Origin of the sequence: Mucilaginibacter sp. dw_454 (genome assembly GCF_018449775.1) — a bacterium.
GTDB lineage: Bacteria > Bacteroidota > Bacteroidia > Sphingobacteriales > Sphingobacteriaceae > Mucilaginibacter.
Window position 1 is genome coordinate 986689 of record NZ_JAAVVB010000001.1, and the last position, 26995, is coordinate 1013683.

Sequence of the window (26995 nt, forward strand, 5' to 3'; positions counted from 1 at the left end):
AGATACTCAGTTAAGCTTTGCTGTAATGGCAGTTATACTCCTGTTAGCATCAGGTTCCGTAACAACCTGCGTTTTGCTGATTGGTCGGCCGTCTTCATCATAAACTACCAATTGATTCATACCTGTGTTTAGCCAGCATTCTGGAATGTATAAGCTTTTCATATCCAGTTTTTCGGGGTATCGTCCTAAATTATGCCCGTTAACCCAAACTGACCCGTGGCCCAATCCTTCAGGATTAAAGCGCCATATCAACGTGCGGTCTTTCGCCTGTGTTACGCTGAATGTGGTACGATAAAAAACAGGACCATTTGTTTGTTTGTCTTGTGCCAGTTTCGCCCACCCTGTGGTTGCCAGCGGATCGCCGGGACCACCCTTCAGTGCCCAACCGCTTACCGCAGTAGCATCGCCTATAGCATTGATTTTTACAGGTTGGTCTATCCCACCCTCGTTTGAATGGTTTTCAATAAACACACTCAGGTTTATAGGGCTTTTCAAAGCTTCAGCATCATTAATAGTTACTTCAAACGGCTGATCCCAGCCTTCATGATGCGCCAGCTCTTTACCATTAATAAATACGGTGGCGTTTTCATCAACACTCTTAAAAAACACGGTTAATTTTTGGGTGCCGGCAGGTTGTTGAGGAACGATCGTTTTAAACCAGCCGTAACCCTCTTTCCTATTAAAGGCATCTGTACCAATTTTATACTTTTTGTAGGCCGCATCTTCTGCTATTGGCCCCAATTTAACATCGCTCTTTTGCGTTGCTTTGGCAAAGTACCAATCGTTAAGTCCTATGATAAACGGTCCGCCCTTTTTAATAACAGCGCTGCCAGATACGCCTTTGCTGTCAATTTTGTCTATAGGCCCAATATATGACACCAGTTTATCCCGTCCATCGTGCGCCGTAAAAATGGCCAGCACATGTTTTCCTTTTTTCAGGTTGAATGATACCTCATTTTTATTTAACCACCATGTTGCAGCCGGTTTACCATCGACAAAGGCTTGCCCCCTGCCGTTGCCTTTTATTTGCAGGGTATATTTTCCTTCAGTTGGTGCGTCAATTGTAGTTCTGTACCATGCATCTGCCGTAACATCGCCGTCTGCACCCATAGGCTGCGCGTCTGTTGATTTAAGCCAACTCGTTGTATTTACATTTACTGCCGCTGATGTAGCACCGCTTTTATATTCCCAATTATTCAGGGCAATATTCTTAACTACTTTGTCAGCTACCTCACCTGTGTTAAACGGAATCGATGCATTGGCTGTATACACGACTCCCGCTTGTGGCCCGGTTTGGTTTAAAGGAGCTTCTGTAGTTATATGAAGGTGCTGATCCTTTATCGTCGCATCGCCAAAATAAGCTAACCCGCTAATGATGTAGTTTTTATTGGCAATTTCTGTAATCCACGTTTTATCGGTTTGCTGTCTGTTCATGGCTAGCACACGAATGGTTTGGCTGCCTGTATTGAATGTATAAACCAACGGTTTTTCTGCCGATGACATAGTTTCATTAATAGTGGCTATACCATTGCTTATTTTTATTTCGGGCGATTTAGACGTAGCACCATTTTTTACACCAAATTGCAACAACACCGGCGACTTTTCTTCGGCGTCAATGATAATAGTAGTGGTATTACTCTGTTTTACAATAGCGAACACACGGGTAAGCGCCCAGTTAAGTGTCACATCGTTGTTCAGTTTAAAGTTGTGAATTAGCGGGTAGATTTCTTTGGGTTTGACCGTGAATTTTTTACCCGCTGTAAGTTCTTCGGCACCGCTGATATTTAAGGTCGTGTTGATTTCTTTTGCACCCGGATTATCCAGGTAAATGATATCACCTGCCGGGCTTGTTCGGGCTGTAACTTTTAAAGTGCTATCCGTAGCTGCATTCGGGTATGCTAATGATGCATTTGTGCTATTTTCAAGCACATTCTCAAAACTGCGTGCAAACCAGGCGGCGCGTTTAAAAGCATAATACATCGGGCGCAAATCGCCGGCCTGGCCTATAGCCGCGCCATAATCATACGATGCGGCGTCCTCGTCATTATTGGTATAGCCAAAGTTTGAGCCGCCATGCGCCATATAATAATTATAGCCATTGCCGCCGCGCGATATGATTTTCCAGGTGCGCCTGTCATACAATTCCGCGTCACCTGGTTTTGCACCGTATTGCGAGTACCACACGCTCCAAAACTCAGTCGACATCCAAGGATTTGGCCTTTTATCATCGTCCAGTTTACCGTCGCCGGCAGGATCACTGCCATGATGCAGGCCACTAAAAAAATATGGAACCTGCAGCCCTAATTGCAAAGCCTTTGTTTGCAGGTTCTTGAAATAGCCGTCAACAACTATATCGCCCCAGCTTTTCGGGTGCTCATTTTCTAACTGTACCAATATTACCGAGCCGCCATTATTGATCTGGTTTTTAAATACCACGGGCAATAAGTGATCAAAAAAACGATCGACATATTGCTCAAAAGATTTATTGTCCTCACGTACGCTTACACCCTTTTTAAATTTAAGCCATATAGGGTAGCCGCCATTATCCCACTCGGCGCAGTAATACGGGCCTACCCTTACTATGGCATATAGGCCAAGGTTTTTTACTATTTTAAGAAAAGCGTCCAGGTCATGGTCGCCGCTAAAGTCAAACTTTCCTTCCTGTGGTTCGTGGAAATTCCACATGGTGTAGATCTCAATGCAATTAAAGCCCGCCCGTTTAATCCGTAAAAGCCGATCATACCAAAGCTGGTGCGGAATACGTGCATACTCCAACCCTGCCGACACAATAAAAGTGCGTTTACCATTAACTAAAAAGCCCTTACTATCAAAGTCAATATAAGGTTTAGCAATTGCCGACGCCGGAAAAATATGATCGTTAGATTGTGCGTTGGCTATAAAACAATAACCTGATAAAATCAGAACTATTAAAAATGAATATAAACTCCGGATCATTTGCATTTGAGATTAAGCGAGGTGCAATATAGTGTTATTGTATTTTGCAGATAATAAATTCGATTATTTGACGCGTTATCGTTGGGCTTATTTGCCGATATAGAAAGTTATGTGTCGTTGATTATTAGATAGTTATGAGATTTGAGTTACAAAATAGTAACAAAAAATAAGATAAGCATTATTTTATTGATAATCAAGATGTTAATGACTTTTTTTGCTCACTTTCTAACAGGAAAATAAACAATATTGATTATCAGATAGTTATGAATTTTTTAGTTACCAATAAGTAACAACATTTCATAAAAACGTCGATTCGGACAGAATCAATGGTAGGTGTCTTTGAATACGGAAGTGGTAGTTTTCTGGCCCCATATTTTATGGCCGGTGTGTTTGGGTTTTTCGAGGAAATGTTGGTTACGGGTGGCGAAGTGCTGGTTAATAGTTTGCTGGCATTTTTCGGGGATTTGGTAGTCGTTGTTGTGGATGGATAAATTTCTTGCGGATGCGGTTGGCTTTGGATACCGGTATCTTGTCCATAATTAGTTCTCGGGCAAACCGATGATGCAGGAGGCGACCCGGCTCCACATATTGACGATCAAAGGCGCATGATTTAGTATTTTTGCCAACATCTCATCGCTAAGTTCAATGGATTTATCGTTTTTAAGATCTAACAGGGATAAAACCTTTCTATCCCTCTTACCCTGTTTCCGTTTTTTTTCTGCCAGAATAGGCGTAAAAATATCCAGCCATTGCTGGGAAAAATGATAATAGTCGATATTATCCTCGGTATTGACAATTTTAGGATCGAACATTTCCAGGATATCCCGGATGAGTTTACGGCGCGGTATATTTTTAGCAGCCTGTTTCAGTTCCCGTTCTAAAATTACTTTGGCCACTTCAATGGCCCGTTTGCGTTTGCTGGGTAGAATATTGATCTCATTTCGCAACAACAGCTTGATGTATCGGTCCAGTTCCGGCTGGACATCATCCGACCATTTCATTTCCCAATGTTTGGTGCCGTTGATATGGGAACGTAATTGTTGACAAACTTCGCCCAATTCAATAGATATCTTTTGATTGTCATCCACAAAATACCAGCGTGGCGAAATGGCTTTTGTCCCTTTTACTGCCAGGAATATCCAGGGTTTTTCAGAACGCCCTATGCTGAGTTTGACTTTGACGCTGGCATCTACATCCTTCCAGGTCTCATACGTTTTAAGGTCGATCAGTGTATTTTTCCCTTCATACAATTCGTGTACACTGGTAAACGCATCCTGTACACCGGCCCACAAATATTCTTGGTCTTTATTTTCCTTGATCGCTTTAATCATTTCGTCCGGCTTGATCACCTTTTCCATATGCTTGTCCATGATCTCATCGGGGATGGTAAAGTTGGACCCGATCAGGCTTTCGGTGTCAAAAGAAGTCTTGATCCAGCGCTCATCGGAGCGCAAGGCGAATTCGATACTATCCAGCGGCCAGTAGACTTTGACCTTATCATGAGGGCTATCCAATCGGTCGATACGGCCGATGCGTTGTTCCGCAATACGAAGGACACTGGGCATATCTAAGAACATCAGGGCGGAGGCCTGCTGCAGATTTACCCCTTCCGACATCGAATCGGAGCAAAGTGCCAGTACATTTTCGCTGGTGGAACCCAAGTCGAATTTTTTCAAGATATTTTTTACGGTAGTTTTAGAGGAGGCTCCCGTCACCACATGATGGGTGATTACATGGTTGGAGTGATGCAGCTCAATAAGTTTACTCAAAAAATCGAGTGTCAGCACCGTACTGTCGAAAGCCAGCACCAGCTTATGCTCTTTGAAAAGTTTTAATAATTCCCCAACCTTTTTTAATTCACGGGCGGGACTCAAATTGATAGAAAGCTGGGCGATCCTTTCATAAATACCGATCTCTTCATCGCAGACCTGCTGATATGCCGCCAAATCGGTCAGCCATGCCGGGCAAACGGGTTTAAGCTGGTTTTTAGGTAACTTTTCCCTTAGCTTGCGCAATATCCCGATCACATTGCCGGATTTATCTTTGGCCGATTTGAAATCATATTCTGTCAGCGCGGCCTCCGTTCCTTTGACATGTTCCAGCAAGGCGGCTTTTGAAGAGCGCATTTTAGCCTGGATATTGTATTTCGACAGCGCTTTAGCTGCCCTTAAACGTACCTCAATATAATAAGCTTCGTCTTTAGTTTCCAGGTCATCGGGTTTGATGATGGCCTGCAAATAAATCAGTCCGTTCAACTTGCCGGCCAGTGTATTGACCTCGGCGGCAATACGCCGGTCTTGAACTGTTTCACCAGTCTTATAGATCTCAGGTGCATTTTCCGGGTAACGGCATTGTTTTCCTTCGCGGTTTACATATAAGTGGGGTTCTCGTTCGATCAGTTTATTGAGCTGAGATTTCGTTCGCCGGACGATGAACTTCTCGATGTATGTTTTGAGTGCGCCAAATTCGGGGGAATTGCTTTTAATATGCCGCTGTTTTTTTAAGGCTTTAAAATCCTCCAGTTCCTGATCACCCAGATTATCTACTCCAAGCAATTCAATCAGGCGCATGAGATCTTTGGGGCGCTTATTGATCGGCGTTGCCGTCGCCAGGATGATATTATCGGATGTATGTTCTGCCACACTCATACTGCGATAGGAATGCAGATTTAAAAAGTTATGCGCTTCGTCTACAACCAAAATATTGGCGTTACGGATCTCTTTTAAATGCGTACCATGACTGTCTCCTTTAGTATAACTCAGAGCCCCCATGGAAATTTGACCACTTTGCGAAAATTCAATATCCACAAATTCCTTGTGCCAACTGTCTTTTACTAACGGTGGGCAAATGGTCACCGCGTAAGATTTATTCCGCCGCCCGGTTTCCCACAGCCAATGATAAAGCACTAATTGCAGGGTACTGATCATTTTGGTCTTACCTGAACCCGTCGGATCAGCGACCAGTATACAACCCTGTGTTTGCAAAATATACATCGCCTGGCCCAAACCCAGCCGCTGGGATGGCCATAATTTCAAGCTGTTAAGTTTATTATACAGTTCCGGGATGTCATTCAGCCAGGGCTTGTCCAATAATTCGGCGATGGCTCGCGCCAACGCCTCCTCCCAGGTCACCAGCTTCAGTAAATTCTTCAACAGTTCGATAATCGTCTCGTTATAAGACTTGGCTAGCAGATAAAAATTCTCTGCGATCTGTTTGACCTGTCCGTATTGTTGCTGTTCGACTGGCTTCAGCGGATCATTCGCCAGTCTTATATTAGCTTCTCGCTGGATGGTTAGGCCGTTTCGGCTGAAGTTCGCCGAACCCAGTACAACATGCTGTTCACCTACATAAATCTTAGCATGCAATTTATCTGATAAACGAAAACAGATTTTATCTGCTTTGATCAATTCTATCACTTTAATCACTACGCCACCATTCAGCAAGGAATAATGCTGTCCGGCCCAATACTCCTTCACATCCTGATCTAACTCCGCACGCTTCCACAACTTCCGTTCCCGCAATTCCGGTTCAAAACCCAGTGCGATGCGCACCTCCCGCAACCGATCAAAACTAACCCGCCCACCAAACAATTCAATAATATGCGCCAAAGATGTAAACCCCGTCACCACCAAATATGATTCACTGGCCGCAATATCCGCCTCTACCACCGCCAGTACCGTGCGTTTAAAATTCCCCTCTTTTAAATTCAACGGAAACAAATACTGATCCGGCCACTCGACCAATGGCGGCGGCGGATTATCGAAGTCCATCAGCTGCTGATTGACAATAGGAATTATGATCTTAGCGCGTGACACATTCAGGAATTAGGATGATATTGAAGGTAATGATAATTAACAACTTATCGCTAACAACTTTCGCGTAACTTCTTGAGCTATGTCTATTTTATCACGGCATTGCCTTTATTAACGAATTTTAAATAGGCTTCACGTTTGTTTTTAAAATGGGCTACAACCGCGTTAGGAATAACCAAAATTTTAAACTCTCTTAATTGATTGCATGTCTCGGCGGTATAAACTTTTCCATCTGAGGCTCTATATAAAGTATAGTGCTCCGGTCCAAAACTACTCCCATAATAATTATTTACAGATTCGGAAATTGCTTTATAGAGCGGCACCCGACTGTTCATATCAAAATCTGGGGCGATTGATTGAACAACTTTGCCGTCGTCTTGAACAACCTGCAGCTCGATCTTATTTTGCACTGATTGATTGGTTTTGTTGATGATGTCGGGAGAAAAAAAGTACATTAAACAAAAAACTGCCAACGCTCCGCCCGCACGAAGAAATTTTTGATATTTGAATTCTATGAAACCGGGAATTAACGAAGCGAAACCAGCAGCGCCCAAAGATAAAACCAACCAAAATACACCAGATTGGAATGCGGTAGGAAAAGGTGTAAAATAGGCGAGATAAAGTATCCCCACCAAAAAAACAACACCAATAATGGGTAAAAAAATAGTTTGAAATTTACTTCTCATTCGATAATTGGAAAAGGTTTGTTTTATCTGATTAATATACTCTGTTCTGACATCAGCGGGTAAACTTTCTACCCTTTTGAAAGCTTCGGCTACAATATCAACTTCTGTTGCGAGCCCTCCATTATAACTAAATTTTAACGGCTTGCTCATTTTTCAAGCTCGTAAGTGATATCAACGTAATAATGATCCCGATCAAAGCTGTTTCCCTCAGGATCAGTAATCTCTTCGGGAATGCTATGCGTGTCGTCAAAATCGCCTAAAAAATCATTGCCAGCTGTTGCAAAAACCTTATATTTCTTATGGAGGATATTTTCCTTTTCGGCTAAGGACAATAAAAAAAAAGCGTCGGTTTCGGGTATATTTAAAACCGCAGACAAATTATGAGGCGTGATTATAACTGCATCCTTTGCCTGCCTATTTACTTTCTGTAAATAAGACTGCATAGAATCAATAGCACTTTTGAAGAGCCTAAATTGAGTTTTGTATTTCTCTAATCTTGCTAATTCCATAATCAAGCTCTTTGGCCAAACATCCGCGTTGCACCCTAATTTGAGAATATTTGCGGTAAATCCGCATAAAAAGATCTTTTTTCAAGGCGCCCTCGGATTCCTTCGAAACCCAATACCCTACCAGATCCTCGGATAACCAAGTTTCTGATCCTGTAGCCGCTGCCCCGGCATATTCCGGTAAGTTACGAATATCTGCTTGAGTAGAAGATGTAGCAAATGTCTGTTTTGCATTATTGGTAATAGTAGTTACCCCTTTTGTGATTCTGAATTTGCTTAACTCATTATTAGCGATATGATTGGCCAGCCGATTCAAATTCATATCCTGGAAAACAAGTGTCGGAAACAATTCAGCCAATAAGTTTTTATAATATTGTTCAAAAGAGCTATCTGTTGCTTTGCCTGCATCATTCTTATGTTGGTGAAGCATCTTAGCACTATCACACCGTACTTGAACAAAGCCATCCTTGGGATCAATAAGATAGATAACATTTACTCGTTTCGCAGTTCTGACGATTTTATCATTTTCAATATCCATCTCAATATCATACTGGATCTCGGAATATTTTAATTTGATAATATCTTCGTCCCAAAATAGATAAATAAAGGTTGGTTGGTTAGAAGTTACTAGGCCATTCACCCATTTTTTATCGGAAGGGGCAATTCTGTGTTTGATAAATAACTCTTTTAAGATTTCCTTCTTTCCGGTTAATTCAGGTAGATTCATTAAACGCATCAAAAAAATCTTCTTGTCACTGTTCTCATCGAGTTCAGCAATCGCAGTATTAAGCTGTTCAACTGATAATTTACCGTCAGCAATTGTCAATGCAATTGCATCTAAAAAATTATCGGCCGCCGACATTTCAACTTCATTTTCCTTCATCCACGATGACATAGCAGAATAGCCAATACGTGAACAATCTTTAATTAAATTTTCTGACAATGAGTTGTCACTATTTTTCATGCGGTATAATTGTTGAATTTGATCATCTTATTTGATGAAATATTGAATGCATAAGATTTATAACTATAAATATCGCGTATTTATATAATAGATACAAATAACTGCACCTTTAAAAGCTTTCCCATAACTTAAGTTGGATACATAAGTGTTGGCAAATGACTGATTGTTAGGAAATAACATAGCATACCTTTAACTTGTGGCCTATATTTGAATGATAAACCTGATCATGAAAGTAGAAAGAATAACACCCCAAAAATTTAGTGAATATTTTAAATTAGCTGATGGCAGATATGATTTTTTAGACATCTACGCCTACCAGGATATTCCCTTATTTCTCGACCCATTCGGACTTTCGGCGATGAGGGATACTTGGTCAAAAGAGTGCGAAGATCAAATTGCAACTTACTTCCAGTATCTTTTGGACAGTATTAATAGAGGGGATAAAAAGACAGTGGCTAAATTGCTCAATGCCCTGCATGAGGTGGATGAAATAGCATTAGGATACTCAGCTAACGAACCAAGCGGCTGGGGTATTGGTAAGATGCAGGCATTAGAAATTCAATCAGCTTTTGAATCAAGCGAGGCTGCTAAATCAGGGGATATAAAAGATATTGCTGACTGTGCGTTGTTGATTCCTGGCATAAGTCGCGATAAAATTTCTGATATTACTGCAAATATTCTAAAGAAGAAGCTTATTGAATTTACTCAAAAACAATGTGCAAAACATCAAATACCGGTAAGCAGGGTTGCCGTAAATAACGCTTTTGATTTTGAAAACTTCAATTTTATAAGCTATTATGCTGACCTACCGGTCATTAATGGGAGAGCCAAGATCTTGCTGCCCATCCATAGCGTTAGGCGAGACCCAGAATTAAGTAAAGATAAATATTATCGAAATTTTGTTTTGGAGTTTTTAAGGGCTGAACACGAGCATGCGGGCGACGCATTAGCCACTGTAATGAAAAATGGCTCTGTAATCGTTAGAATAGGTGATCTTAAAGACAAATATCCTTTGAATGTTGATTTTCTTTACGAATTTTCAAAGCTCCATCCCAAAATCTTAACAAAGTATAAGGAAGAATTGCGAACTTCTGCGTTGAAACAGGGCGGCAAAGTCCAGTTAGAAACAAAAAAAAGAATTCTTAATTCGACTGAACGCAAGTTAATTATGGCAGCCATTAAGCCAGGTAATCGTTTATTGCTATTTAGTTACCGATAGTTACAACGATTAATAAATACTCTAAAAATGAGGAACAAAAGATGATTTGGGAACCAAAAAAGCAACAAAATTACTTTCTAATAGTAACAAAAAGCAAAAATATACTGATTGGTTTTATTTGTAAACGCCTGATAACATGGTATTTAAGAAATAAAAATGAAGAATTTTACTTTTTGTTTTTATTCCATAACTAATTGATTATCAATTAGTTATATCGACTACTTTCCGATACAGAACTTACTAAATATATTATCCAGTAAATCGTCCGTAGTTACAGCACCGGTAATCTCGCCCAGGTAATGCAGTGCCTGTTTAATATCCATCGACAGGAAATCTGAAGTAACTGTGTCTATACCACGTAATACGTTGGCCAGCGCCGTTTCCGTTCTTTGCAGGGCCTCCAGGTGGCGGATGTTAGTTACCAGTGTTTCGTTGCCGTCGAGTTGGTCTTTAACGGCTGAGTGGTATATTTTTGAATGCAGTTCATTAATGCTGGTCTTTTCTTTGGCCGATATCGTTAGTGTGCCTGATTCGTTAAGTTCTTCTACAACATCGAGCGAAAGCAAGTCCGCTTTATTAGCTATAGGGAGTATGGTTACGCCCTCCCGCTCCAGGCTGGCAATATCGTTTTTTAATTCTTCGGATGTCAATGTCGCTGCATCGTAAACATAGACCACCAGGGCAGACTGTGCAATCTTTTCCATGGTGCGCTCCACGCCTATCTTTTCTATGGCATCGGTAGCTTCGCGTATGCCGGCAGTATCTATCAGGCGGAAGTTAATGCCATTGATGTTTAGCACTTCTTCAATGGTATCACGGGTAGTACCGGGGATATGGCTTACGATAGCTCGCTCCTCGTTTAACAAAGCATTTAACAGGGTCGATTTACCGGCATTTGGCCTGCCTGCAATTACAGTGTTGATACCTTGTTTAATAGCGTTACCTAACTCAAATGATTGGATGAGGGCGCTAATTACTTTAATGATATCGTGAATTAATCGTTTTAACTGATCGCGATTAGCAAATTCTACATCTTCTTCGGCAAAATCAAGCTCCAATTCAATTAAGGATGCAAACTGTACTAATTGATCACGAAGACCTTGTAACTGGCTACTAAAGCCACCGCGCAATTGTTGTAAGGCCACTTGCTGCGATGCTTTTGAGTTTGATGCAATCAAATCTGCCACTGCTTCTGCTTGCGATAGGTCCATTTGGCCGTTCAGAAAAGCACGCAGCGTAAATTCCCCTGCTTTGGCTAGCCTGGCTCCTTTTTTAAGGAGCAGCTTAATGATTGATTCAATGATGTAATTAGACCCATGACAAGAGATTTCAATCACATTTTCGCGGGTATAAGATTTAGGGCCGACAAATAGCGATATCAAAACCTCGTCCAATATAAAATCTTCATCTACGATATTGCCAAAATGGATAGTGTGCGATGGCTGCTGGGTTAAATCCTTACCCTTAAACACGCTGTTAGCAATGGTAATAGCATCCGGGCCTGATAAACGGATCACCCCGATAGCGCCCGTGCCCGATGGTGTGGCTAAAGCAACAATAGTTTCTTCGGTATTTGTCATTGTGCGCAAAGGTCGCAAATTATGGCAAGCATACTAAATTAAAAAAGTAAATTGCGCGTCAATTATGGTAACCGCATTCGAAGCTTATTTAGATAAAATTTCTGTACATCACGTTGGCAACCAGGCTCAAAGCGAAATGTACGCACTGTCAGATCATCCACTTGAATTAAAAGATGAGTTGATCTCCAGCCTGTTGAAACAGTATTTCTTGTCGCCTTTCCAAAAGTCGGTAGAAGTTTATCACCTGATGCACAGCAGCGGCGACCTGGCGCTGAACGAGGTGCACAATTTTGTTTCGCAGATATTTGAGGATAAAGAGAAGTTTCATGCGATGTCTGAACAATTGGCGAAGCACCTGTACAATGTAGCCAATCACCCCAATATTAAAGCGGGCGAATTCTATGTGGCCTATTTTAAAGATGTGCAGATTGAAGGCAATACGCTGGACGCAGTAGGCGTTTTTAAGTCAGAAAATAAAGAAACTTATCTAAAAGTTTACCCTGAAAAAGGCGGCTTCGCAGTTGATTATGAGGATAACGCTATCAACATTAATAAATTGGACAAGGGCGTGCTCATCTTTAACATAGAAAAAGAGAATGGTTATAAAGTAGTTGTGGTTGATACTGCCAATCGTGGCCAGGATGCGGCTGTTTATTGGAAAGATGATTTCCTGCAATTGAAGATCCGCAATGACAGCTATAACCAAACCAGCAACGTTTTGGGCATCTATAAAAACTTCGTAACCGAAAAGATAGACGACGAGTTTGACATGACCAAGGCGGATAAGATAGACTTATTGAATCGCTCGATGAAATATTTCAAGGAAAAAGAAACCTTTGACATGGATGAGTTTGCCGATGAAGTGATCAGTAACCCAAAAGCCATTGAATCATTCAAGACTTTCAAAAGCCAGTATGAGGATGAGTTTGATACCCGCATCGGCGATACTTTTGAGATCTCGGACAATGCCGTCAAGAAGCAATCACGGATCTATAAAAGCGTACTAAAGCTTGACAAGAACTTTCACATTTATATCCACGGTGATAATAAGTTGATTGAGAAAGGCTTCGACGATGATAGGGCAATGAACTATTATAAGGTGTATTTTAAGGAAGAGGCGTAGTTGAACCTCTTTGGTTATGCCCAACTTTACTAGAACTTCTCCTCGTAATACGCCAATCGCATAAAATCAAAAACCTCCTCATTAATATCTTCAATACTCAACACCCTTAAGTGGTGATTGAATTGTTGTTGCCCAGGCACCTGCCCCACTTTTTGAAAGCATACGTTATCATAGTAAGGTTGCTTGAACGGAAATACCACGTGAATAAAATTCTTACCTAGCTGCGTTACCCAGGCAATACGCTTGTTTGCGTTTGAGATACCAATCATGGTTTTGGTGGGTTGGACGGTGATATCACCTATTTTTTTAAATTCTGAAACGAAATGGGCATAAAGCATTAAGCTATGTGCCGACTTACCGGCGAGTAAATGAGGAATAGTTTTGTCGTCTTGCATTATTGTTAAAATTTGTCATTGCGAGCGAGGAACGAGCGTGGCAATCGCACGCATGCTTGGTTCGCGATTGCCACGCTACGCTCGCAATGACAAAACGAATTATTAAACTACAAGATAGGCAAAATAGCGTCACTACCCCAACGCTCTTCTATCCCTAAACCAAATAAAGCGAAATCATATTTAACCGGGTCTGAAGGATCAAAATCTCTTAACCGTTGCGTTAACTCAATCGCCGTTTTCCAGTCGGTTTGTTTGCGGGTGATGAGTTTGAGGTGGCGGGCAACCCTATCGACGTGTAAATCGCAAGGCATAATTAGGTCTGATGGTTTGATTTGGTTCCAGATGCCAAAGTCAACTCCATTATCGTCCTTACGTACCATCCAACGCAAAAACATATTCAAACGCTTGCAGGTTGACTTTTGCGATGGCGACGATACATGTTTCTTGGTGCGATGCGGAAAATCGGGTAAGGAGAAAAAGTACTTTCTAAAATGGTTAAGGTACGTCTCAATTGGTTCATCGGCAGGTCCTTCGCCATCGCTCAGGATGACAGTTTTGGTTGGAATAAAAGCAGCTTCCAACGATTCAAAGTTTTCATAGTGATACCTAAAAAAAGCTATAAAGTAAAGCGTATCAATATCATTAAAAGTGCGATGCTTGAAATAGAGCAGCTTTTTCAGGTCGATCTCTTCATGATTCATTATAAAATCATGAGGTACGCCATCCATTAAAGCAATTAGTTCCTTACATTTTTTGATGATTGTCGGTCGCTGGCCCCAGGCTAATGTCGCTGCCCAGAAACCCATAATCTCTATGTCCTGCTTTTTGCTAAACATATGCGGGATGCATACCGGGTCGTTAGCAATAAAACCTGGTTGGTTATATTGGGCCACTTTGGCGTCGAGGAAGGATTTGAGGTTGTTTTGCATGTTTTCGTTCTGTCATTGCGAGCGTAGCGTGGCAATCGCACGGAGAAAGGCTTTAATAAGTAAAGTTCGCGATTGCCACGCTCGTTCCTCGCTCGCAATGACAAATATGTTAAGAAAGCGCCTGCTTCAAATCATCCAGCAAATCTTCCACATCCTCAACCCCAATACTCAGGCGCAACAGATTATCCACTACCCCGACTTTCTCTCGCGCGTCCTTAGGTATCGAAGCATGCGTCATCGTAACCGGGTGATTGATCAGCGACTCCACCCCGCCCAGCGACTCGGCCAGTGTAAATACCTTAAATGACGAAGCTATTCTAAAAGTCTCCTTTAAATCAGCGCCTTTCAGCGTGATTGATATCATACCACCAAAATCGCGCATTTGTTTTTTGGCGATCTCATGGTTTGGATGGTCGGTAAAACCCGGCCAATAGATCTTATCTACCTTTGGATGCGTTTTCAGGAACTCCGCAATAATACGACCGTTCTCGCAATGCGCTTTCATGCGCAAGTGAAGCGTTTTAATGCCGCGTAGCACCAGGAAACTGTCCATCGGTCCGGGAGTGGCGCCGCAGGAGTTATAGATAAACCACAGGCGTTTGTACAAATCCTCATCGTTCAGCATCAAGGCACCCATCACTACGTCGCTGTGGCCGCCAATGTACTTGGTTACGGAATGCATTACCACATCGGCACCTAAATCCATAGGGTTTTGTAGATACGGGGAAGCGAATGTATTGTCAACCACAGTTAGCAAACCTTTTTCTTTGCCGATTTTAGTAACCGCCGCAATATCGACGATCTGCATCGTCGGGTTAGTCGGTGTTTCTATCCAGATCAATTTGGTGTTAGCATTGGTATGCTCGCGGATGATCTCCGGATCAGATAAATTCAGAAAATGGAACTTGATACCGTAGTTGGCAAAAATCTTAGTGAACATGCGGTATGAACCGCCGTAAAGATCGTCGCCGGTAATTACTTCATCGCCCGGCAAAAGCAATTTCATCACGGCATCAGTTGCACCCATACCACTCGAAAAGGCCAAACCATATTTAGCATTTTCCAAAGCCGCCAGGCAGCTCTCTAAAGCCTTACGGGTTGGATTGGTGCCACGCGAATATTCGAAACCCTGATGATCGCCCGGCGATTTCTGCCAGTAGGTAGATGTCTGGTATATCGGCGTCATCACCGCGCCGGTTGATGGGTCAGGCTCCTGGCCTGCGTGTATGGCTTTTGTTGCGAATTTCATGGTGTGCTTTCAGCACGGTCCATAGTCGATAGTCAATGGACCATAGTAATAAAATAGACATGCATAATCTATGGACTATCGACCATGGACTATGGACTAACCTTAATATGCTCTTGCAAATAACACCCGCTGTGTACTCGGTTTCCCTGTCAAAATACACTTACCCTCTTCCTGCTTATTATCCAAAGGGATACAACGTATAGTAGCCTTGGTTTCGTCTTTAATGCGTTGTTCAGTTTCTGATGTGCCGTCCCAATGCGCCGAAAGGAAGCCCGGTTTTTCATCCAGCAGGCGCTTAAATTCTTCGTAAGTATCAACCTCGATCGTATTTTCAGAACGGAAGTTGAAAGCCTTTTGGTAGATGTTGGTTTGGATTTCTTCTAATAGCGCTTCTATCTTTTCAGCCAGTCCGTCCTGGTTTACTGTTTCTTTAGTTTTGGTATCACGACGGGCCAACTCAACTGTTCCGTTCTGCATATCGCGACTGCCAATAGCAACGCGCAATGGTACGCCTTTCAGCTCGTACTCTGCAAATTTCGCTCCCGGGCGGTGTGTATCGCGCTTGTCGAACTTAACCGATATGTCTTTAGCTTTTAAAGTTTTACTCAATTCATTTACGTAGGCCGTTATGTTCTCCAGCTCTTCGTCATGCTTATAGATCGGCACAACAACTACCTGTATAGGCGCCAGTTTTGGTGGCAATACTAAACCGGCATCATCAGAATGAGCCATGATCAGTGCGCCGATCAAACGGGTTGAAACACCCCAGGATGTCGCCCAGACGTAATCTAATTTATTTTCTTTATTAGTGAATTTCACATCAAAGGCTTTAGCGAAATTCTGACCTAAAAAGTGCGAAGTACCGGCCTGTAAAGCTTTACCATCCTGCATTAAAGCTTCAATACAATAAGTATCTAATGCACCCGCGAAACGTTCATTAGGTGTTTTGCGGCCTTTTACTACCGGCAGCGCCAAAAAGTTCTCTACAAAATCGGCATAAACCTCCAGCATTTGTTCTGTTTCTGCTACCGCTTCTTCAGATGTTGCGTGTGCTGTATGTCCCTCCTGCCATAAAAATTCGCTGGTACGTAAAAATAAACGCGTACGCATTTCCCAGCGCATTACGTTGGCCCATTGGTTTACCAGGATAGGCAGATCGCGGTATGATTGGATCCAGCCACGGTAAGTATTCCAGATAATGGTTTCTGATGTTGGGCGGATAATCAATTCCTCTTCCAGTTTGGCATCTTCATCAACAACAATATTACCATTACCGTCATTTTTTAAACGATAATGCGTAACCACAGCACACTCTTTAGCAAAGCCCTCAACATGACTGGCTTCTTTAGAGAAGAATGATTTAGGGATTAATAAAGGGAAATAAGCATTACTATGGCCGGTATCTTTAAACATCTTGTCTAATACAGCTTGCATTTTCTCCCAGATAGAATATCCGTACGGCTTAATGATCATACAGCCTCTAACCGGCGAATACTCAGCCATATCGGCTTTTATAACCAGATCGTTATACCATTGCGAATAATCTTCATCTTTACTAATAACGCCTTTACTCATTTGTTTGTGGAATATATTTTGACTATTTAATTACTTAGATTTGAGGTCAAATTTATAAATTTATACGTTATAAGCGTGTCAAATTAAACTATGGCATCAAATAATAGTCTAATCTGCATAACCAAACCTATTATGAAACGGAACCTGCTTAGGGGAATTATTTTGATCAGTGCCTTGGCATTGAGTTCCTGCGCTACTTTGAATGAAGTTTCAAAAACCAAAGCTCTGGGCGATGATGTTTATTATACACAGGCAAAAGCAAGCGTAAGTTATGTCGACCCGCAATACATTCCGCAGCCTGAAGCAACATACGCCAGAAATGATGATTATTATTACTATGGCGACTATACCTCTCGCATCAATCGTTTTAGCTATGCCTCACCTTTTAGCTATACCGATGACTTCGATTATAGTTATGAGCCTTATACAACATCTTCATACCAGGATACCTCTAAAACGGTTTATGCCGATGATGCCTATGCGGACGACTCCTACTACGATGATTTAGGCGTTTACTCGGCTTATGATTTTGGTTATGGAGATTTTGATGGCTATGATGACTTTGGATATGGTTTAGCTTATTCTGGCTTCGTTTCCGGAGGCGGTACCCGTACTACTCATAAAAGATGGCACTCACATTCAAACGACAGTAATGGCGGGCCGGTATTTGTAAGAACAAATGGTCGTTATGGCAATCAGTTGTTTGGACGCAACAATAATGGTACGGCAAATATAGGTTCAGGGCCGATATTTACCAGGGGAAGTGCCACAGCGCCCGGCATACTAACTCCTGCATTCTCAGGAGCGCGTCCGGGTGGTAGCAATGCCGTTTATCCTGGTCGTCCTGGCACAAATTCTACTGCTAATAACACAGTCAATGTAGCCGGCACCAATCGCCCGGTACGTCCTGAAAGCCAGGCGCCGAGACCTTCTTTTACACAACAGAGTACAGCAGATGCACCATCGGCCCCACAAAGATCATCAAGCAGCAGCGCAAGTTCTGGTAGTAGTTCAAGTGGCGGTAGCTCAAGTAGTGGCGGCGGCGGCAGACCGGTAAGGCCATAAAGCACATATATGAAGTTAAGATCTATACTTTTTTTAATTGCACTTTCGGCAGTTAGCCAAAGCAGTTTTGCCCAATATGCAAAGGATGCAGTGCGATTTTCTACCACTCAAACAGGTTCTACGTCACGCATTAAAGGTATTGGTAACGCCAATGTAGCTGTTGGTGGCGACATGACATCCATTAGCGGCAATCCTGCCGGGATAGGCTTTTTCACCCATTCAGAATTAAGCATTACGCCCGAATTCGACGATTATACTAATAAAGCAACTTATATCGGTCAACCCGGTTCTGCCAGTCGCGGCAATATCAATATGAGCAACGCAGCTGTGGTTTTTTATAATCAGTTACCAAAAAACGGTGGCGGCAACAACGGTAAAGGTTGGCTGAGTTTAAATTGGGGGGCGGCATATAATCGTACCAATAACTTTTACGAAAAAGTGCAATACGGTGCAAAAAACAACGCTAATTCTATCACTGACTACTATGCCAGCTTAGCTAATAACCAAGGGCTTACCGATGGTAGCCTGCAAGCCTGGGCAGCCGGGCAAAAATTAATCGACGCTTACGGTACAGGCACCAATTTTACCTATAAAAGCAATGCCTTTCCCGGGGTACAACAAGCCGGATTTATAACCAGAACAGGCGGCGAAAGCAGCTATGATATATCAATGGGTGCCAATTACAACAATAAGTTATATGTTGGTATTGGCCTGGGCATAAGCGAACTACGTTATAATACTAATACCAGCTTTAATGAAACGGGCAGCGCGACTGTATTAAATGGGTCTACGCCGGTTACCAGTGGCTATAATTCAACTTACAGTCAATTTCAAAATACTAAAGGCGAGGGTTATAATATTAAGGTCGGTATTCTTTACAAGATCATTGAAAGTGTGCGCGTGGGCGCAACTATCACTACGCCTACTTTTTATAATATCAATGACTCTTTTAACGAAGGTTTAAGCAATACCCTGAATCCAGGGGCCAGTTTTAATAACGGGCCTGTTGAGTACGCGCTAACCTACGACATGCGCACACCGTTTAAATTTGCCGGCGGTATGTCGATATTTTTGGGGAATATTGGTTTTATAACCGGCGATATTGAATATGAGGACTATACCACAACCCACATCAGCGATAATGCCGACGCCAATTATACCAGCAGTTATGACAACGGCATTATCAAAGCCAATTACCAATCGGCAGTAAACCTGCATGCCGGTGCCGAAATCAAAATTGTGGACGCATTCTTTTTACGCGGCGGCTACGGCATACAAGGCAATCCACTTAAAGGTGGCGCAAGCACTAAGATGGTTACGGGCGGTCTGGGCTATCATTTAGGAAATTATTATGTAGATGCTGCCGTTATGAATATAAAAGGATCGCAAAATGTAATGCAATACGATATTGGCCCCACCACTCCCGCTGCGGCTGTGAATGCAGTTAACAATAACATATTTCTAACTATTGGCGTAAAATACTAGCGACGAAAACATAAAACCAAAAGAGCCTGTCGATATTAAATAGCATATTTGTAGCCTTATGACTATGCTATTATCATCCATCAATCAACAGCTCAGCGGTACAATCTGGCGGCTGGAAATTGACAGTTTAAGCGACACCATATTTCTTGAAACCCGCACCGCCGATAAGCAAGTTTCCTTTAGTTCTATTAATCTGGTTAACAGTAAAATAAATTTTGAAGATTACACCTCCGAAGAACGCTGGCTTACCGGCATAGAAGCATCTTACGATGGGGTTTTACTGCTTCATAATTATCAGTCTGACAACACGCCGGTACATAAGGGCCTAACGGCGATTGATGAAAACGCACAGGTACTTTGGAGCAATTACACTTATGCGTTTGACCATTTGTCGACAACCGGACCGGTGGTATTTAACACACAGATACAGCCAAAGAAATTATTTTTGATTGATGTGAAGACGGGTGCCATGCTCAGACCATTTAGTATGGATATTGATACTGAGGCTGAAAACCGTGTTCAATTTCCACAGTCTGCGTTGCCATCTGGCGTAGACAATTTACCGGTTTCTGAGGTTCATGGAAACATTGTACAATCGCTTCACTACAATAAATTCAGAATTGTATCTTTGCACACTTTAACCGGCGTGCAGCTGCAGCAGCATTTGTACATTATGGATGGAGCGGCCCTGGTTTATGAAGATTTATTAAATACAGATATACAAAAAATGCAGCCCGAGTCGTTTATCCTGTATAGAAACTGGCTGGTTTATATTAAAAACAAGGCAGAACTAAAAGTAGTGCCCTTATAAATTACTGAATAAGAATTTATTATGAAATTAAAAACGTTATTATTTCTAACCACCCTAATAATATCTTCTACTTCACTTTTCGCTAAAAACAGACTAACCGATTCCGTTGGTGTAGAGAACCTGGATGGCAAAAAAGTAATCTTACATAAATTAGATCCAAAAGATAACTATTACTCTATAGGCCGCCGTTACAATGTAAAACCCGGCGACATTATTAAGTTTAATAACAATGCTCCACTTAAAATTGGCGGCATCATCAAAGTACCAACCGACAGGTCGTTTTTAGAAAACACCAAACCTGCGCCGGTGCAACAAAGCAAACCATTACCGGCACCGCCGACTGCTGTACAACAACAGCAAGCCGCTCAGCAGCCAAGCCAAGCTCCGGCAAATGAGGGCACCGCAGCGCAACAATACAAAGTATCAGCAGGCGAAACCCTTTATTCTATCGCCAAACGCTTTGGCTCGACTGTTGAAGAATTAACCAAGCTCAATAATTTAAGCTCTACTACGGTTACCCCCGGTCAGATCTTACAGGTAAAACCAAGCACTCCTGAAACCGCTGCACCAGTGGAAGCACCACATCCTGTTGCTAAACGCGACTCGACCACTTACGTAAGCAGCCAGGATAGTGCCGAAAGAAAGCTTAATGCAAACCGCTACGGTTTGTTTGAAAAAACCGAAAAAGGGGTTGCCACCTGGATAGACGATACCAGCCTTGACCCCAATAAAAAATTGGTTCTGCACCGTACTGCTCCTATTGGCACTGTAATTAAAATAACCAACCCAATGACTGGCCGTACTACTTTTGCTAAAGTTGTAGGTCGTTTAAATGATAGTGAATCAACCAAAGATGTTATTTTGGTGATGACTAAAAACGTAGCCGAATCTATTGGTGCTTTAGACAAACGTATCCGCGTAAACATCAGCTACGGCAGCCCGAATGAATAAACCTTATATCATAGGCATTGCCGGCGGAAGCGGCTCTGGTAAGACTTTTTTTTTAAAGCGCTTTTTAGATCATTTCTCGGCCGACGAGGTTTGCCTGGTTTCGCAGGATGATTATTATTTCCCCGTTGCGCATAACATGACGCCCGAGGAAAATAAGCTATATGATTTTGACAAGCCGTCGACGATTAATGCCGAACAGTTTGAAAAAGACATCAAGACGTTAATAGCTGGCGAGGTTATTTACAAAGAAGAATACACCTTCAACAACCCAAACATAGTTCCGCAGATGCTGGAGATCAAACCAGCCCCTATTTTAATCATTGAAGGCTTATTTATTTTCCACTTTAAGCCTATCGAAGAGCTGTTGGACATGCGCATATTTATTGATGCCGATGAAGCTGTAGCCCTTGAACGCCGCTTAAAGCGCGATCTACAGGAGCGCGGTTACTCGCACGACGATGTGATGTATAAATGGGAAAACCACGTGGTTCCTGCTTATAAAGAATTCTTGCTGCCGTACAGAAACGGTTGCCATAAAGTTATCATCAACAACGCTAATGCCGCCGAAGGCATACAGGCTGTAACCGATGAGATTTCACAAGAGTTGAGAGATAAACTTTTCAGTTAATCAATCACCATCTCAGGTATATCCCCTTCAATAATCAATTTGCCGGCTGTAGCTTGTTTTATTTCTTCTACGGATATGCCGGGTGCGCGTTCTATGAGTTTAAAACCACCACTTGGTAATATGTCCAACACTGCCAATTCGGTCACTATTTTTTTAACGCAATTGATGCCGGTTAAAGGCAAGGTGCATTGAGGTAATAGCTTTGATTCGCCGGCTTTGTTGATGTGCTGCATAGCTACAATAATATTTTCTGCGGATGCCACTAAATCCATTGCGCCGCCCATGCCTTTCACCATTTTACCAGGGATCTTCCAGTTAGCGATGTCGCCATTTTCTGACACCTCCATAGCGCCCAGGATAGTTAGATTAACCTTACGCGCACGAATCATCCCAAAACTCATGGCCGAATCAAACACTGCCGAACCCGGTAACATGGTAATGGTTTGTTTACCTGCGTTTATCAAATCCGGATCTTCTTCGCCTTCAAAAGGAAAGGGGCCCATACCCAGTAAACCATTTTCTGACTGTAACACCACATCCATATTTTTCGGAATATAATTAGCAACCAGTGTGGGAATTCCTATCCCAAGATTTACATAATAGCCGTCTTTTATTTCTTTAGCGATGCGTTTCGCTATTCCGATTTTATCTAACATAGTTCTTTTATTAATGTCATTGCGAGCGAGGAACGAGCGTGGCAATCGCAAGGATGCATTATTCGCGATTGCCACGCTACGCTCGCAATGACAGTAGGTTGTTAATCTTCAAATTTTCGTACGGTACGTTGCTCAATTCGTTTTTCATAATTCACTCCCTGGAATATCCGATGCACATATATTCCGGGAGTATGAATATGATCCGGGTCTAATTCTCCAGGCTCAACCAGTTCTTCAACTTCAGCAACGGTAATCTTACCCGCCATAGCCATTGCCGGGTTAAAATTGCGCGCCGTAGCGCGGTAGATCAGGTTACCCATAGTATCACCTTTCCAGGCCTTAACAATGGCGAAGTCGGCATCAAAGGCCATCTCCATTAAATAGTCTTTACCGTTAAAATTTCGGATCTCTTTACCTATGGCTACCTCGGTACCTATCCCCGCCGGGGTAAAAATAGCAGGCATACCATAGCCTGCAGCCATACATCGCGTAGCTAACGTACCTTGCGGTATTAGTTCAACTTCCAGTTCGCCGCTTAACAGTTGTCGCTCAAACTCGGCGTTCTCGCCTACGTAGGATGCAATCATTTTTTTTACCTGGTGTTGTTTCAGCATTAAGCCTATACCGAAATCATCTACCCCGGCATTGTTAGACACACAAGTTAAGTCCTTCACTCCTTTTTTAACCAGCGCGGCAATACAGTTTTCGGGCAGACCGCACAGGCCAAAACCGCCCAATAAAAGCATCGCACCGTTATGCACGTCGCTGATAGCGTCGTCGGCATTATTAAAAACTTTATTCATCAGTTATAATTGATTCTCTAAATCTACAAAATCATAATACATAAAAACAATTCGCCAAACAGCGGTATTACTATTTATATAACCATTAAACAAAGATTATGTTATCAAGCGAAGATAAATCACAGGACGAAAAAGACAGCGGAGCTGAGCAAGGCCAGCCCAATACTTACCGGGTGGATGATGAAAATAGTAAAGAAAAAGAGCTGACACCTTACGACGACACAAGACCCGTACGCGAAGGGCAGCCAATGGGCGGTCAGAACTTTGGGTCAAACAATGTTACTTCATCGGGCGATGATAAAAACAATCCGTCGCAAAATGCGGGGTATAGCAACGCATACTTTAAACGCACCGAGCCGGCAGAGGAGCACACCGAAAGCAACAATTTTAAACCGGGAGAAAAACAGGTTTATAATGAAGGCACCGCCGATAATGATGGTGAGAGCCATGATAAGCCAAACATCCCGGGGCCGGGTGAATTGCCTGATCAGCAAAAGGTTGGGGAGTAACGAATTCTAACCCTCTTTCCCGCTTGCGGAAGAGAGGGTCGACAAGCGCAGCGATGTCGGGGTGAGTTGCTGTTGATAGGTTGATTAAGCCGCTTCGAGGACTCACCCGGTCTTTGCTTCGCTCGACCACCCTCTCTTCGCCTTCGGCGGAAAGAGGGTTACTTTCCATTATCTCAAATAAACATAAGTAATACCATCACCACCTCTATCTGCATGTTCATCTTCCATGCGCTCCACCTGGTCGTATTTTTTGAGATATTGACGGATCATTTTTCGGAGGATACCGTCCCCTTTTCCATGAAGAATTTTCAGGCTTCCATAACCCATCATAACCGCGCGATCAAACAATCTTTCAATAGCTGCCAGTGCGTCTTCTGTACGCATGCCGCGCACATCAATCTCCGGACTAAAACTGGCTATATCGCCGGTATTCGCCGATAGGCTGCGCCTAACTTCTTTTGGCACTGTTGCTTTCGATACCTTTTGCACCCGTTTACGTTTGGCTACGGTACGCAAATCGCCAATGGCAATGATCACACTGTCTTTTACAATTTCTATTACCTGGCCGGTGGTTTCAGAATCGGTCAATTTCACCCAGTCGCCTGGTTTTAGCTCTTCATCAGTCGTTTGTTTTTTAGGGACTTCTGGCTTAGCGGTATTTTTCTGTAACTCACGATTCAGATTTTCGCGCAGATCGCGGGTCTTTTCTTTATCCGCGTTATTGCTCTTTATTTCGGCGATGGTATTCTCTACCAGTTTATTGGCGTTGAGGATGATGTTTTTAGCTTCGTCTTTCGCTTCGCGGATTAATACCTTTTTATTCTCTTCGAGATAGCTTTTTAGTTTTTCGTTCTCAGCCAATAAAGCGTCAACCTGACGCTGCTGTTTGTCTAATTTTAAGCGGGTATCAAAAATCTCTTTCTTTTCGCGTTCCAAGCCAACCAGTAATGTATCTACGCTTTTTTGCTCAGCGCTTATTTTAGTTTTAGCAAGATTTAACACCTGCTGCGGCAAGCCTATTTTTTGGGCGATCTCGAAAGCGTACGAACTACCGGGCTTACCAACTTCCAGTATATACAAGGGCTGCATTTCTACGTTATTGAACAGCATCGACGCATTTTCAAGCCCCTCGGTATTACCGGCAAATATTTTAAGGTTGGAATAGTGGGTGGTTACCATACCCCTTACTTTTTTGTGATTAAGCGATTCTAGTACAGCTTCTGCAATAGGCCCGCCAAATTGCGGATCGGTACCTGTACCAAACTCATCAATCAGTATCAATGATTTGCCATTGGCATTCTCTACAAATTTTTTCATTTTGGAGAGATGTGCGCTATAGGTACTCAGATCACTTTCTATAGACTGGTCATCACCAATGTCAACAAAAAACTGTTTGAACACGCCTACTATGCTGGCTTCATCGGCAGGGATCAATAAGCCGGCTTGTACCATGAGCTGCAACAGTCCCACCGTTTTCATACAGACAGATTTACCACCGGCGTTAGGTCCCGATACAACAATGATACGGGCACCTTCATCAATCTGCAGGTTTAATGGCACTACTGTTTTATGTTCTTTCTTAAAATTCAAGAAAAGTAATGGATGGCGAGCATTAATTAACTTTAGCCTTGGCTCGTTTACTACCTGTGGTAATTCGCCCTCAATATCAATAGCAAACAGGGCTTTGGCGCGCACGAAGTCTAATTTAGTTAAAAGGCTATGGTATGATAATAAAAGCGGCACATACGGTCTTAATTCATCTGTAAGTGCGGTTAGAATTTTAACAATCTCACGACGGCGTTCAAATTCCAAATCGCGGATGCGGTTATTTAACGTAAAAACCTCTTCCGGCTCAATATATACGGTTTGTCCTGAAGCCGACTCGTCATGAACGAAGCCTTTCAGTTTGCGTTTATTCTCTGCCAGTAACGGGATACACAAGCGGCCATCACGAATGGTCAAAGAACCATCGGCCGTCCAGTTGTTTGCGCTTGCACTTTTAAAGATCTGGTCTATTTTGCGGCGGGCCTCTTGCTCGGCTTTGGCTATGCCTGCAGATATCTCGGCCAGCTCGCGCGAGGCATTGAGTTTTATTTTCCCTTTAGTATCAATTACCTGTTCAATTTTACGGATGATAGCCTTCTCTATCGGTAAATGCTCAAATAGCGCTTCCAGGTTTGGATACTGGCCCTCGCGCTCATTGAAATAGGCTATTACCGCAAAAACGGTAGTTAATGACGCATATACCTGGAAAAATTCTTCCTCGCTTAAGAAAGCACCTTCCAAGCGCACTTTATTGGCCAGGGCTTTTATATCATAAAAATGTTGAATAGGTAATGCCGCATCATTTTGCAGGATATTTTTAAACTCGTGGGCCTGGCTTAAAAACTTACTGATCTGATCGTAATTACTCATTACCTGGATCCGATCAACCATCTGCTGCCCCATTACACTCAGGCAATGTGTTTTAATTAATTCCTTTACCTCGGTAAAACCCAGCTTATCGATACTATTTTCGGGGTAAAGCATTACTTTATATAATGGGGTTTAAGCTTCTTTTTTAAGGTCTTTGTGCTTTTTAACAGCGTGGCCCGCTTAGCAGAATCTATCCTCATCTTCAACTTCATCTTTTTCACTTCCGCAGCTATCGAATCCTTTGCTCTTTTTGTATCATTCTGTAGTTGTTTCTCCATGTGTTTACGTGTAGCTGCGTTATCCTTGGCTATTATAGCGTTAACAGAATCTGACTTTGCCTGCAGTATTTTAATAACGTCGTCATACATTTTCTGCACTACTTCAGGTTGCCTGACATAATAGGCCACACTCTTTTTAAATTGTGCTGAATCTGTATGATGCATTTTAAATACATAAACGTATCTGCCGGTTCCCTGGCGATAAAGACTATCGCCGTTAGGCTGGGCGGCGAGGCTACCATCAACCAGATGTACATCTACTAATAGCTTTACCATTTCATCGCGGTCGATGATACCTTTGGTGTCTTTGTTGCCCTCACAGGAAAACAAAAAAAGCAAAGCTGAAAAAAACAAGATAATATGTTTACGCATTCTTTAATTTAGCGATTTAATTGACAAAA

Annotated in this window: 23 protein-coding genes; 9 read left to right on the forward strand and 14 right to left on the reverse strand. The window is 42.5% G+C overall.

The genetic code is table 11. The annotated features are described in order from the left end of the window. Positions 1-6: 6 nt before the first annotated feature. On the reverse strand, positions 7-2955 hold the full coding sequence (locus tag HB679_RS04455) for a beta-galactosidase (protein ID WP_214070727.1): 2949 nt from the start codon (positions 2953-2955) through the stop codon (positions 7-9). A 326-nt stretch (positions 2956-3281) separates the two neighbouring features. Here HB679_RS04455 and HB679_RS04460 point away from each other — a divergent pair, with 326 nt between their 5' ends. After that, positions 3282-3446: a hypothetical protein gene (locus HB679_RS04460; RefSeq protein WP_214070728.1), complete on the forward strand. Its 165-nt coding sequence runs from the start codon at positions 3282-3284 to the stop codon at positions 3444-3446. 48 nt (positions 3447-3494) lie between these two features. Here HB679_RS04460 and HB679_RS04465 read toward each other — a convergent pair whose 3' ends face one another. From HB679_RS04465 to HB679_RS04480, 4 genes are all read right to left on the reverse strand, one after another. Beyond that, positions 3495-6725, reverse strand: coding sequence for an SNF2-related protein (locus tag HB679_RS04465; protein WP_214070729.1), 3231 nt, complete (start codon positions 6723-6725; stop codon positions 3495-3497). A gap of 128 nt (positions 6726-6853) precedes the next feature. Continuing rightward, positions 6854-7603 carry a hypothetical protein gene (locus tag HB679_RS04470; protein ID WP_214070730.1) on the reverse strand — a complete coding sequence of 250 codons (750 nt, stop codon included), beginning with the start codon at positions 7601-7603 and terminating at the stop codon, positions 6854-6856. After that, positions 7600-7962 carry a hypothetical protein gene (locus HB679_RS04475; protein WP_214070731.1) on the reverse strand — a complete coding sequence of 121 codons (363 nt, stop codon included), beginning with the start codon at positions 7960-7962 and terminating at the stop codon, positions 7600-7602. Before HB679_RS04475 ends, HB679_RS04470 begins: the two co-directional genes overlap by 4 nt. Beyond that, on the reverse strand, positions 7922-8923 hold the full coding sequence (locus HB679_RS04480) for a hypothetical protein (protein ID WP_214070732.1): 1002 nt from the start codon (positions 8921-8923) through the stop codon (positions 7922-7924). The genes HB679_RS04475 and HB679_RS04480 overlap by 41 nt, the downstream gene beginning before the upstream one ends. Positions 8924-9149: 226 nt before the next feature. On the opposite strand from HB679_RS04480, the gene HB679_RS04485 reads away from it, so the two are divergent. Beyond that, positions 9150-10142, forward strand: coding sequence for a hypothetical protein (locus HB679_RS04485; protein WP_214070733.1), 993 nt, complete (start codon positions 9150-9152; stop codon positions 10140-10142). 218 nt (positions 10143-10360) lie between these two features. Here HB679_RS04485 and mnmE read toward each other — a convergent pair whose 3' ends face one another. Beyond that, entirely contained in the window at positions 10361-11722 is a 1362-nt protein-coding gene (gene mnmE / locus HB679_RS04490) for a tRNA uridine-5-carboxymethylaminomethyl(34) synthesis GTPase MnmE (protein WP_214070734.1), read from the reverse strand. A gap of 64 nt (positions 11723-11786) precedes the next feature. Between mnmE and HB679_RS04495 the strand changes: the two genes are divergently transcribed. Continuing rightward, a complete protein-coding gene (locus tag HB679_RS04495) occupies positions 11787-12845 on the forward strand; it encodes a nucleoid-associated protein (protein ID WP_214070735.1) in 1059 nt (352 codons plus the stop codon). A 29-nt stretch (positions 12846-12874) separates the two neighbouring features. Here the strand turns inward: HB679_RS04495 and HB679_RS04500 are convergent, their stop codons facing one another. The 4 genes from HB679_RS04500 to proS form a co-directional block, all read right to left on the reverse strand. Beyond that, positions 12875-13240 (reverse strand): DUF5655 domain-containing protein, encoded by a 366-nt coding sequence (locus HB679_RS04500; protein WP_214070736.1) that lies wholly within the window; start codon positions 13238-13240, stop codon positions 12875-12877. A 107-nt stretch (positions 13241-13347) separates the two neighbouring features. Continuing rightward, the gene (locus HB679_RS04505; protein WP_214070737.1) at positions 13348-14169 is read right to left on the reverse strand and encodes a TIGR02757 family protein; all 822 of its coding nucleotides are present in this window, start codon (positions 14167-14169) and stop codon (positions 13348-13350) included. Between the two features lie 109 nt (positions 14170-14278). After that, on the reverse strand, positions 14279-15418 hold the full coding sequence (locus HB679_RS04510) for a cystathionine gamma-synthase (protein WP_214070738.1): 1140 nt from the start codon (positions 15416-15418) through the stop codon (positions 14279-14281). A gap of 102 nt (positions 15419-15520) precedes the next feature. Then, positions 15521-16993 carry a proline--tRNA ligase gene (proS, locus tag HB679_RS04515; RefSeq protein ID WP_214070739.1) on the reverse strand — a complete coding sequence of 491 codons (1473 nt, stop codon included), beginning with the start codon at positions 16991-16993 and terminating at the stop codon, positions 15521-15523. 132 nt (positions 16994-17125) lie between these two features. Here proS and HB679_RS04520 point away from each other — a divergent pair, with 132 nt between their 5' ends. The 5 genes from HB679_RS04520 to HB679_RS04540 are packed head-to-tail and all read left to right on the forward strand — an operon-like array spanning position 17126 to position 21933. Continuing rightward, complete coding sequence (locus tag HB679_RS04520) at positions 17126-18058, forward strand: hypothetical protein (protein ID WP_214070740.1); 933 nt, start codon at positions 17126-17128, stop codon at positions 18056-18058. Positions 18059-18067: 9 nt separating this feature from the next. Continuing rightward, entirely contained in the window at positions 18068-19543 is a 1476-nt protein-coding gene (locus HB679_RS04525) for a hypothetical protein (RefSeq protein WP_214070741.1), read from the forward strand. A gap of 58 nt (positions 19544-19601) precedes the next feature. Continuing rightward, positions 19602-20354 (forward strand): DUF4905 domain-containing protein, encoded by a 753-nt coding sequence (locus HB679_RS04530; protein ID WP_214070742.1) that lies wholly within the window; start codon positions 19602-19604, stop codon positions 20352-20354. Positions 20355-20375: 21 nt separating this feature from the next. Beyond that, positions 20376-21305 (forward strand): LysM peptidoglycan-binding domain-containing protein, encoded by a 930-nt coding sequence (locus tag HB679_RS04535; protein WP_214070743.1) that lies wholly within the window; start codon positions 20376-20378, stop codon positions 21303-21305. After that, positions 21298-21933 carry a uridine kinase gene (locus HB679_RS04540; RefSeq protein ID WP_214070744.1) on the forward strand — a complete coding sequence of 212 codons (636 nt, stop codon included), beginning with the start codon at positions 21298-21300 and terminating at the stop codon, positions 21931-21933. The genes HB679_RS04535 and HB679_RS04540 overlap by 8 nt, the downstream gene beginning before the upstream one ends. Here the strand turns inward: HB679_RS04540 and HB679_RS04545 are convergent. Together HB679_RS04545 and HB679_RS04550 are read right to left on the reverse strand one after the other, a co-directional pair. Then, positions 21930-22589 (reverse strand): 3-oxoacid CoA-transferase subunit B, encoded by a 660-nt coding sequence (locus HB679_RS04545; protein WP_214070745.1) that lies wholly within the window; start codon positions 22587-22589, stop codon positions 21930-21932. The two genes, HB679_RS04540 and HB679_RS04545, sit on opposite strands and share 4 nt — an antisense overlap. A 101-nt stretch (positions 22590-22690) precedes the next feature. Next, positions 22691-23395 (reverse strand): CoA transferase subunit A, encoded by a 705-nt coding sequence (locus tag HB679_RS04550; RefSeq protein WP_214071250.1) that lies wholly within the window; start codon positions 23393-23395, stop codon positions 22691-22693. A 95-nt stretch (positions 23396-23490) separates the two neighbouring features. On the opposite strand from HB679_RS04550, the gene HB679_RS04555 reads away from it, so the two are divergent. Next, entirely contained in the window at positions 23491-23901 is a 411-nt protein-coding gene (locus tag HB679_RS04555) for a hypothetical protein (RefSeq protein ID WP_214070746.1), read from the forward strand. A gap of 168 nt (positions 23902-24069) precedes the next feature. On the opposite strand, the gene HB679_RS04560 is transcribed toward HB679_RS04555, so the two are convergent. Continuing rightward, a complete protein-coding gene (locus tag HB679_RS04560; RefSeq protein ID WP_214070747.1) occupies positions 24070-26430 on the reverse strand; it encodes an endonuclease MutS2 in 2361 nt (786 codons plus the stop codon). Next, on the reverse strand, positions 26430-26966 hold the full coding sequence (locus HB679_RS04565; RefSeq protein WP_214070748.1) for a DUF4296 domain-containing protein: 537 nt from the start codon (positions 26964-26966) through the stop codon (positions 26430-26432). Before HB679_RS04565 ends, HB679_RS04560 begins: the two co-directional genes overlap by 1 nt. Between the last annotated feature and the right edge of the window lie 29 nt (positions 26967-26995).

What these genes read in the sequence shown, in the direction of transcription:
- proS (WP_214070739.1), bottom strand. Translation starts at nt 16,993, where the DNA reads ATGAGTAAAGGCGTTATTAGTAAAGATGAAGATTATTCGCAATGGTAT.
- HB679_RS04470 (WP_214070730.1), bottom strand. Translation starts at nt 7,603, where the DNA reads ATGAGCAAGCCGTTAAAATTTAGTTATAATGGAGGGCTCGCAACAGAA.
- HB679_RS04500 (WP_214070736.1), bottom strand. Translation starts at nt 13,240, where the DNA reads ATGCAAGACGACAAAACTATTCCTCATTTACTCGCCGGTAAGTCGGCA.
- HB679_RS04540 (WP_214070744.1), top strand. Translation starts at nt 21,298, where the DNA reads ATGAATAAACCTTATATCATAGGCATTGCCGGCGGAAGCGGCTCTGGT.
- HB679_RS04495 (WP_214070735.1), top strand. Translation starts at nt 11,787, where the DNA reads ATGGTAACCGCATTCGAAGCTTATTTAGATAAAATTTCTGTACATCAC.
- HB679_RS04535 (WP_214070743.1), top strand. Translation starts at nt 20,376, where the DNA reads ATGAAATTAAAAACGTTATTATTTCTAACCACCCTAATAATATCTTCT.
- HB679_RS04510 (WP_214070738.1), bottom strand. Translation starts at nt 15,418, where the DNA reads ATGAAATTCGCAACAAAAGCCATACACGCAGGCCAGGAGCCTGACCCA.
- HB679_RS04480 (WP_214070732.1), bottom strand. Translation starts at nt 8,923, where the DNA reads ATGAAAAATAGTGACAACTCATTGTCAGAAAATTTAATTAAAGATTGT.
- mnmE (WP_214070734.1), bottom strand. Translation starts at nt 11,722, where the DNA reads ATGACAAATACCGAAGAAACTATTGTTGCTTTAGCCACACCATCGGGC.
- HB679_RS04545 (WP_214070745.1), bottom strand. Translation starts at nt 22,589, where the DNA reads ATGTTAGATAAAATCGGAATAGCGAAACGCATCGCTAAAGAAATAAAA.
- HB679_RS04505 (WP_214070737.1), bottom strand. Translation starts at nt 14,169, where the DNA reads ATGCAAAACAACCTCAAATCCTTCCTCGACGCCAAAGTGGCCCAATAT.
- HB679_RS04565 (WP_214070748.1), bottom strand. Translation starts at nt 26,966, where the DNA reads ATGCGTAAACATATTATCTTGTTTTTTTCAGCTTTGCTTTTTTTGTTT.
- HB679_RS04520 (WP_214070740.1), top strand. Translation starts at nt 17,126, where the DNA reads ATGAAACGGAACCTGCTTAGGGGAATTATTTTGATCAGTGCCTTGGCA.
- HB679_RS04465 (WP_214070729.1), bottom strand. Translation starts at nt 6,725, where the DNA reads ATGGACTTCGATAATCCGCCGCCGCCATTGGTCGAGTGGCCGGATCAG.
- HB679_RS04455 (WP_214070727.1), bottom strand. Translation starts at nt 2,955, where the DNA reads ATGATCCGGAGTTTATATTCATTTTTAATAGTTCTGATTTTATCAGGT.
- HB679_RS04475 (WP_214070731.1), bottom strand. Translation starts at nt 7,962, where the DNA reads ATGGAATTAGCAAGATTAGAGAAATACAAAACTCAATTTAGGCTCTTC.
- HB679_RS04560 (WP_214070747.1), bottom strand. Translation starts at nt 26,430, where the DNA reads ATGCTTTACCCCGAAAATAGTATCGATAAGCTGGGTTTTACCGAGGTA.
- HB679_RS04555 (WP_214070746.1), top strand. Translation starts at nt 23,491, where the DNA reads ATGTTATCAAGCGAAGATAAATCACAGGACGAAAAAGACAGCGGAGCT.
- HB679_RS04525 (WP_214070741.1), top strand. Translation starts at nt 18,068, where the DNA reads ATGAAGTTAAGATCTATACTTTTTTTAATTGCACTTTCGGCAGTTAGC.
- HB679_RS04485 (WP_214070733.1), top strand. Translation starts at nt 9,150, where the DNA reads ATGAAAGTAGAAAGAATAACACCCCAAAAATTTAGTGAATATTTTAAA.
- HB679_RS04460 (WP_214070728.1), top strand. Translation starts at nt 3,282, where the DNA reads ATGGTAGGTGTCTTTGAATACGGAAGTGGTAGTTTTCTGGCCCCATAT.
- HB679_RS04530 (WP_214070742.1), top strand. Translation starts at nt 19,602, where the DNA reads ATGACTATGCTATTATCATCCATCAATCAACAGCTCAGCGGTACAATC.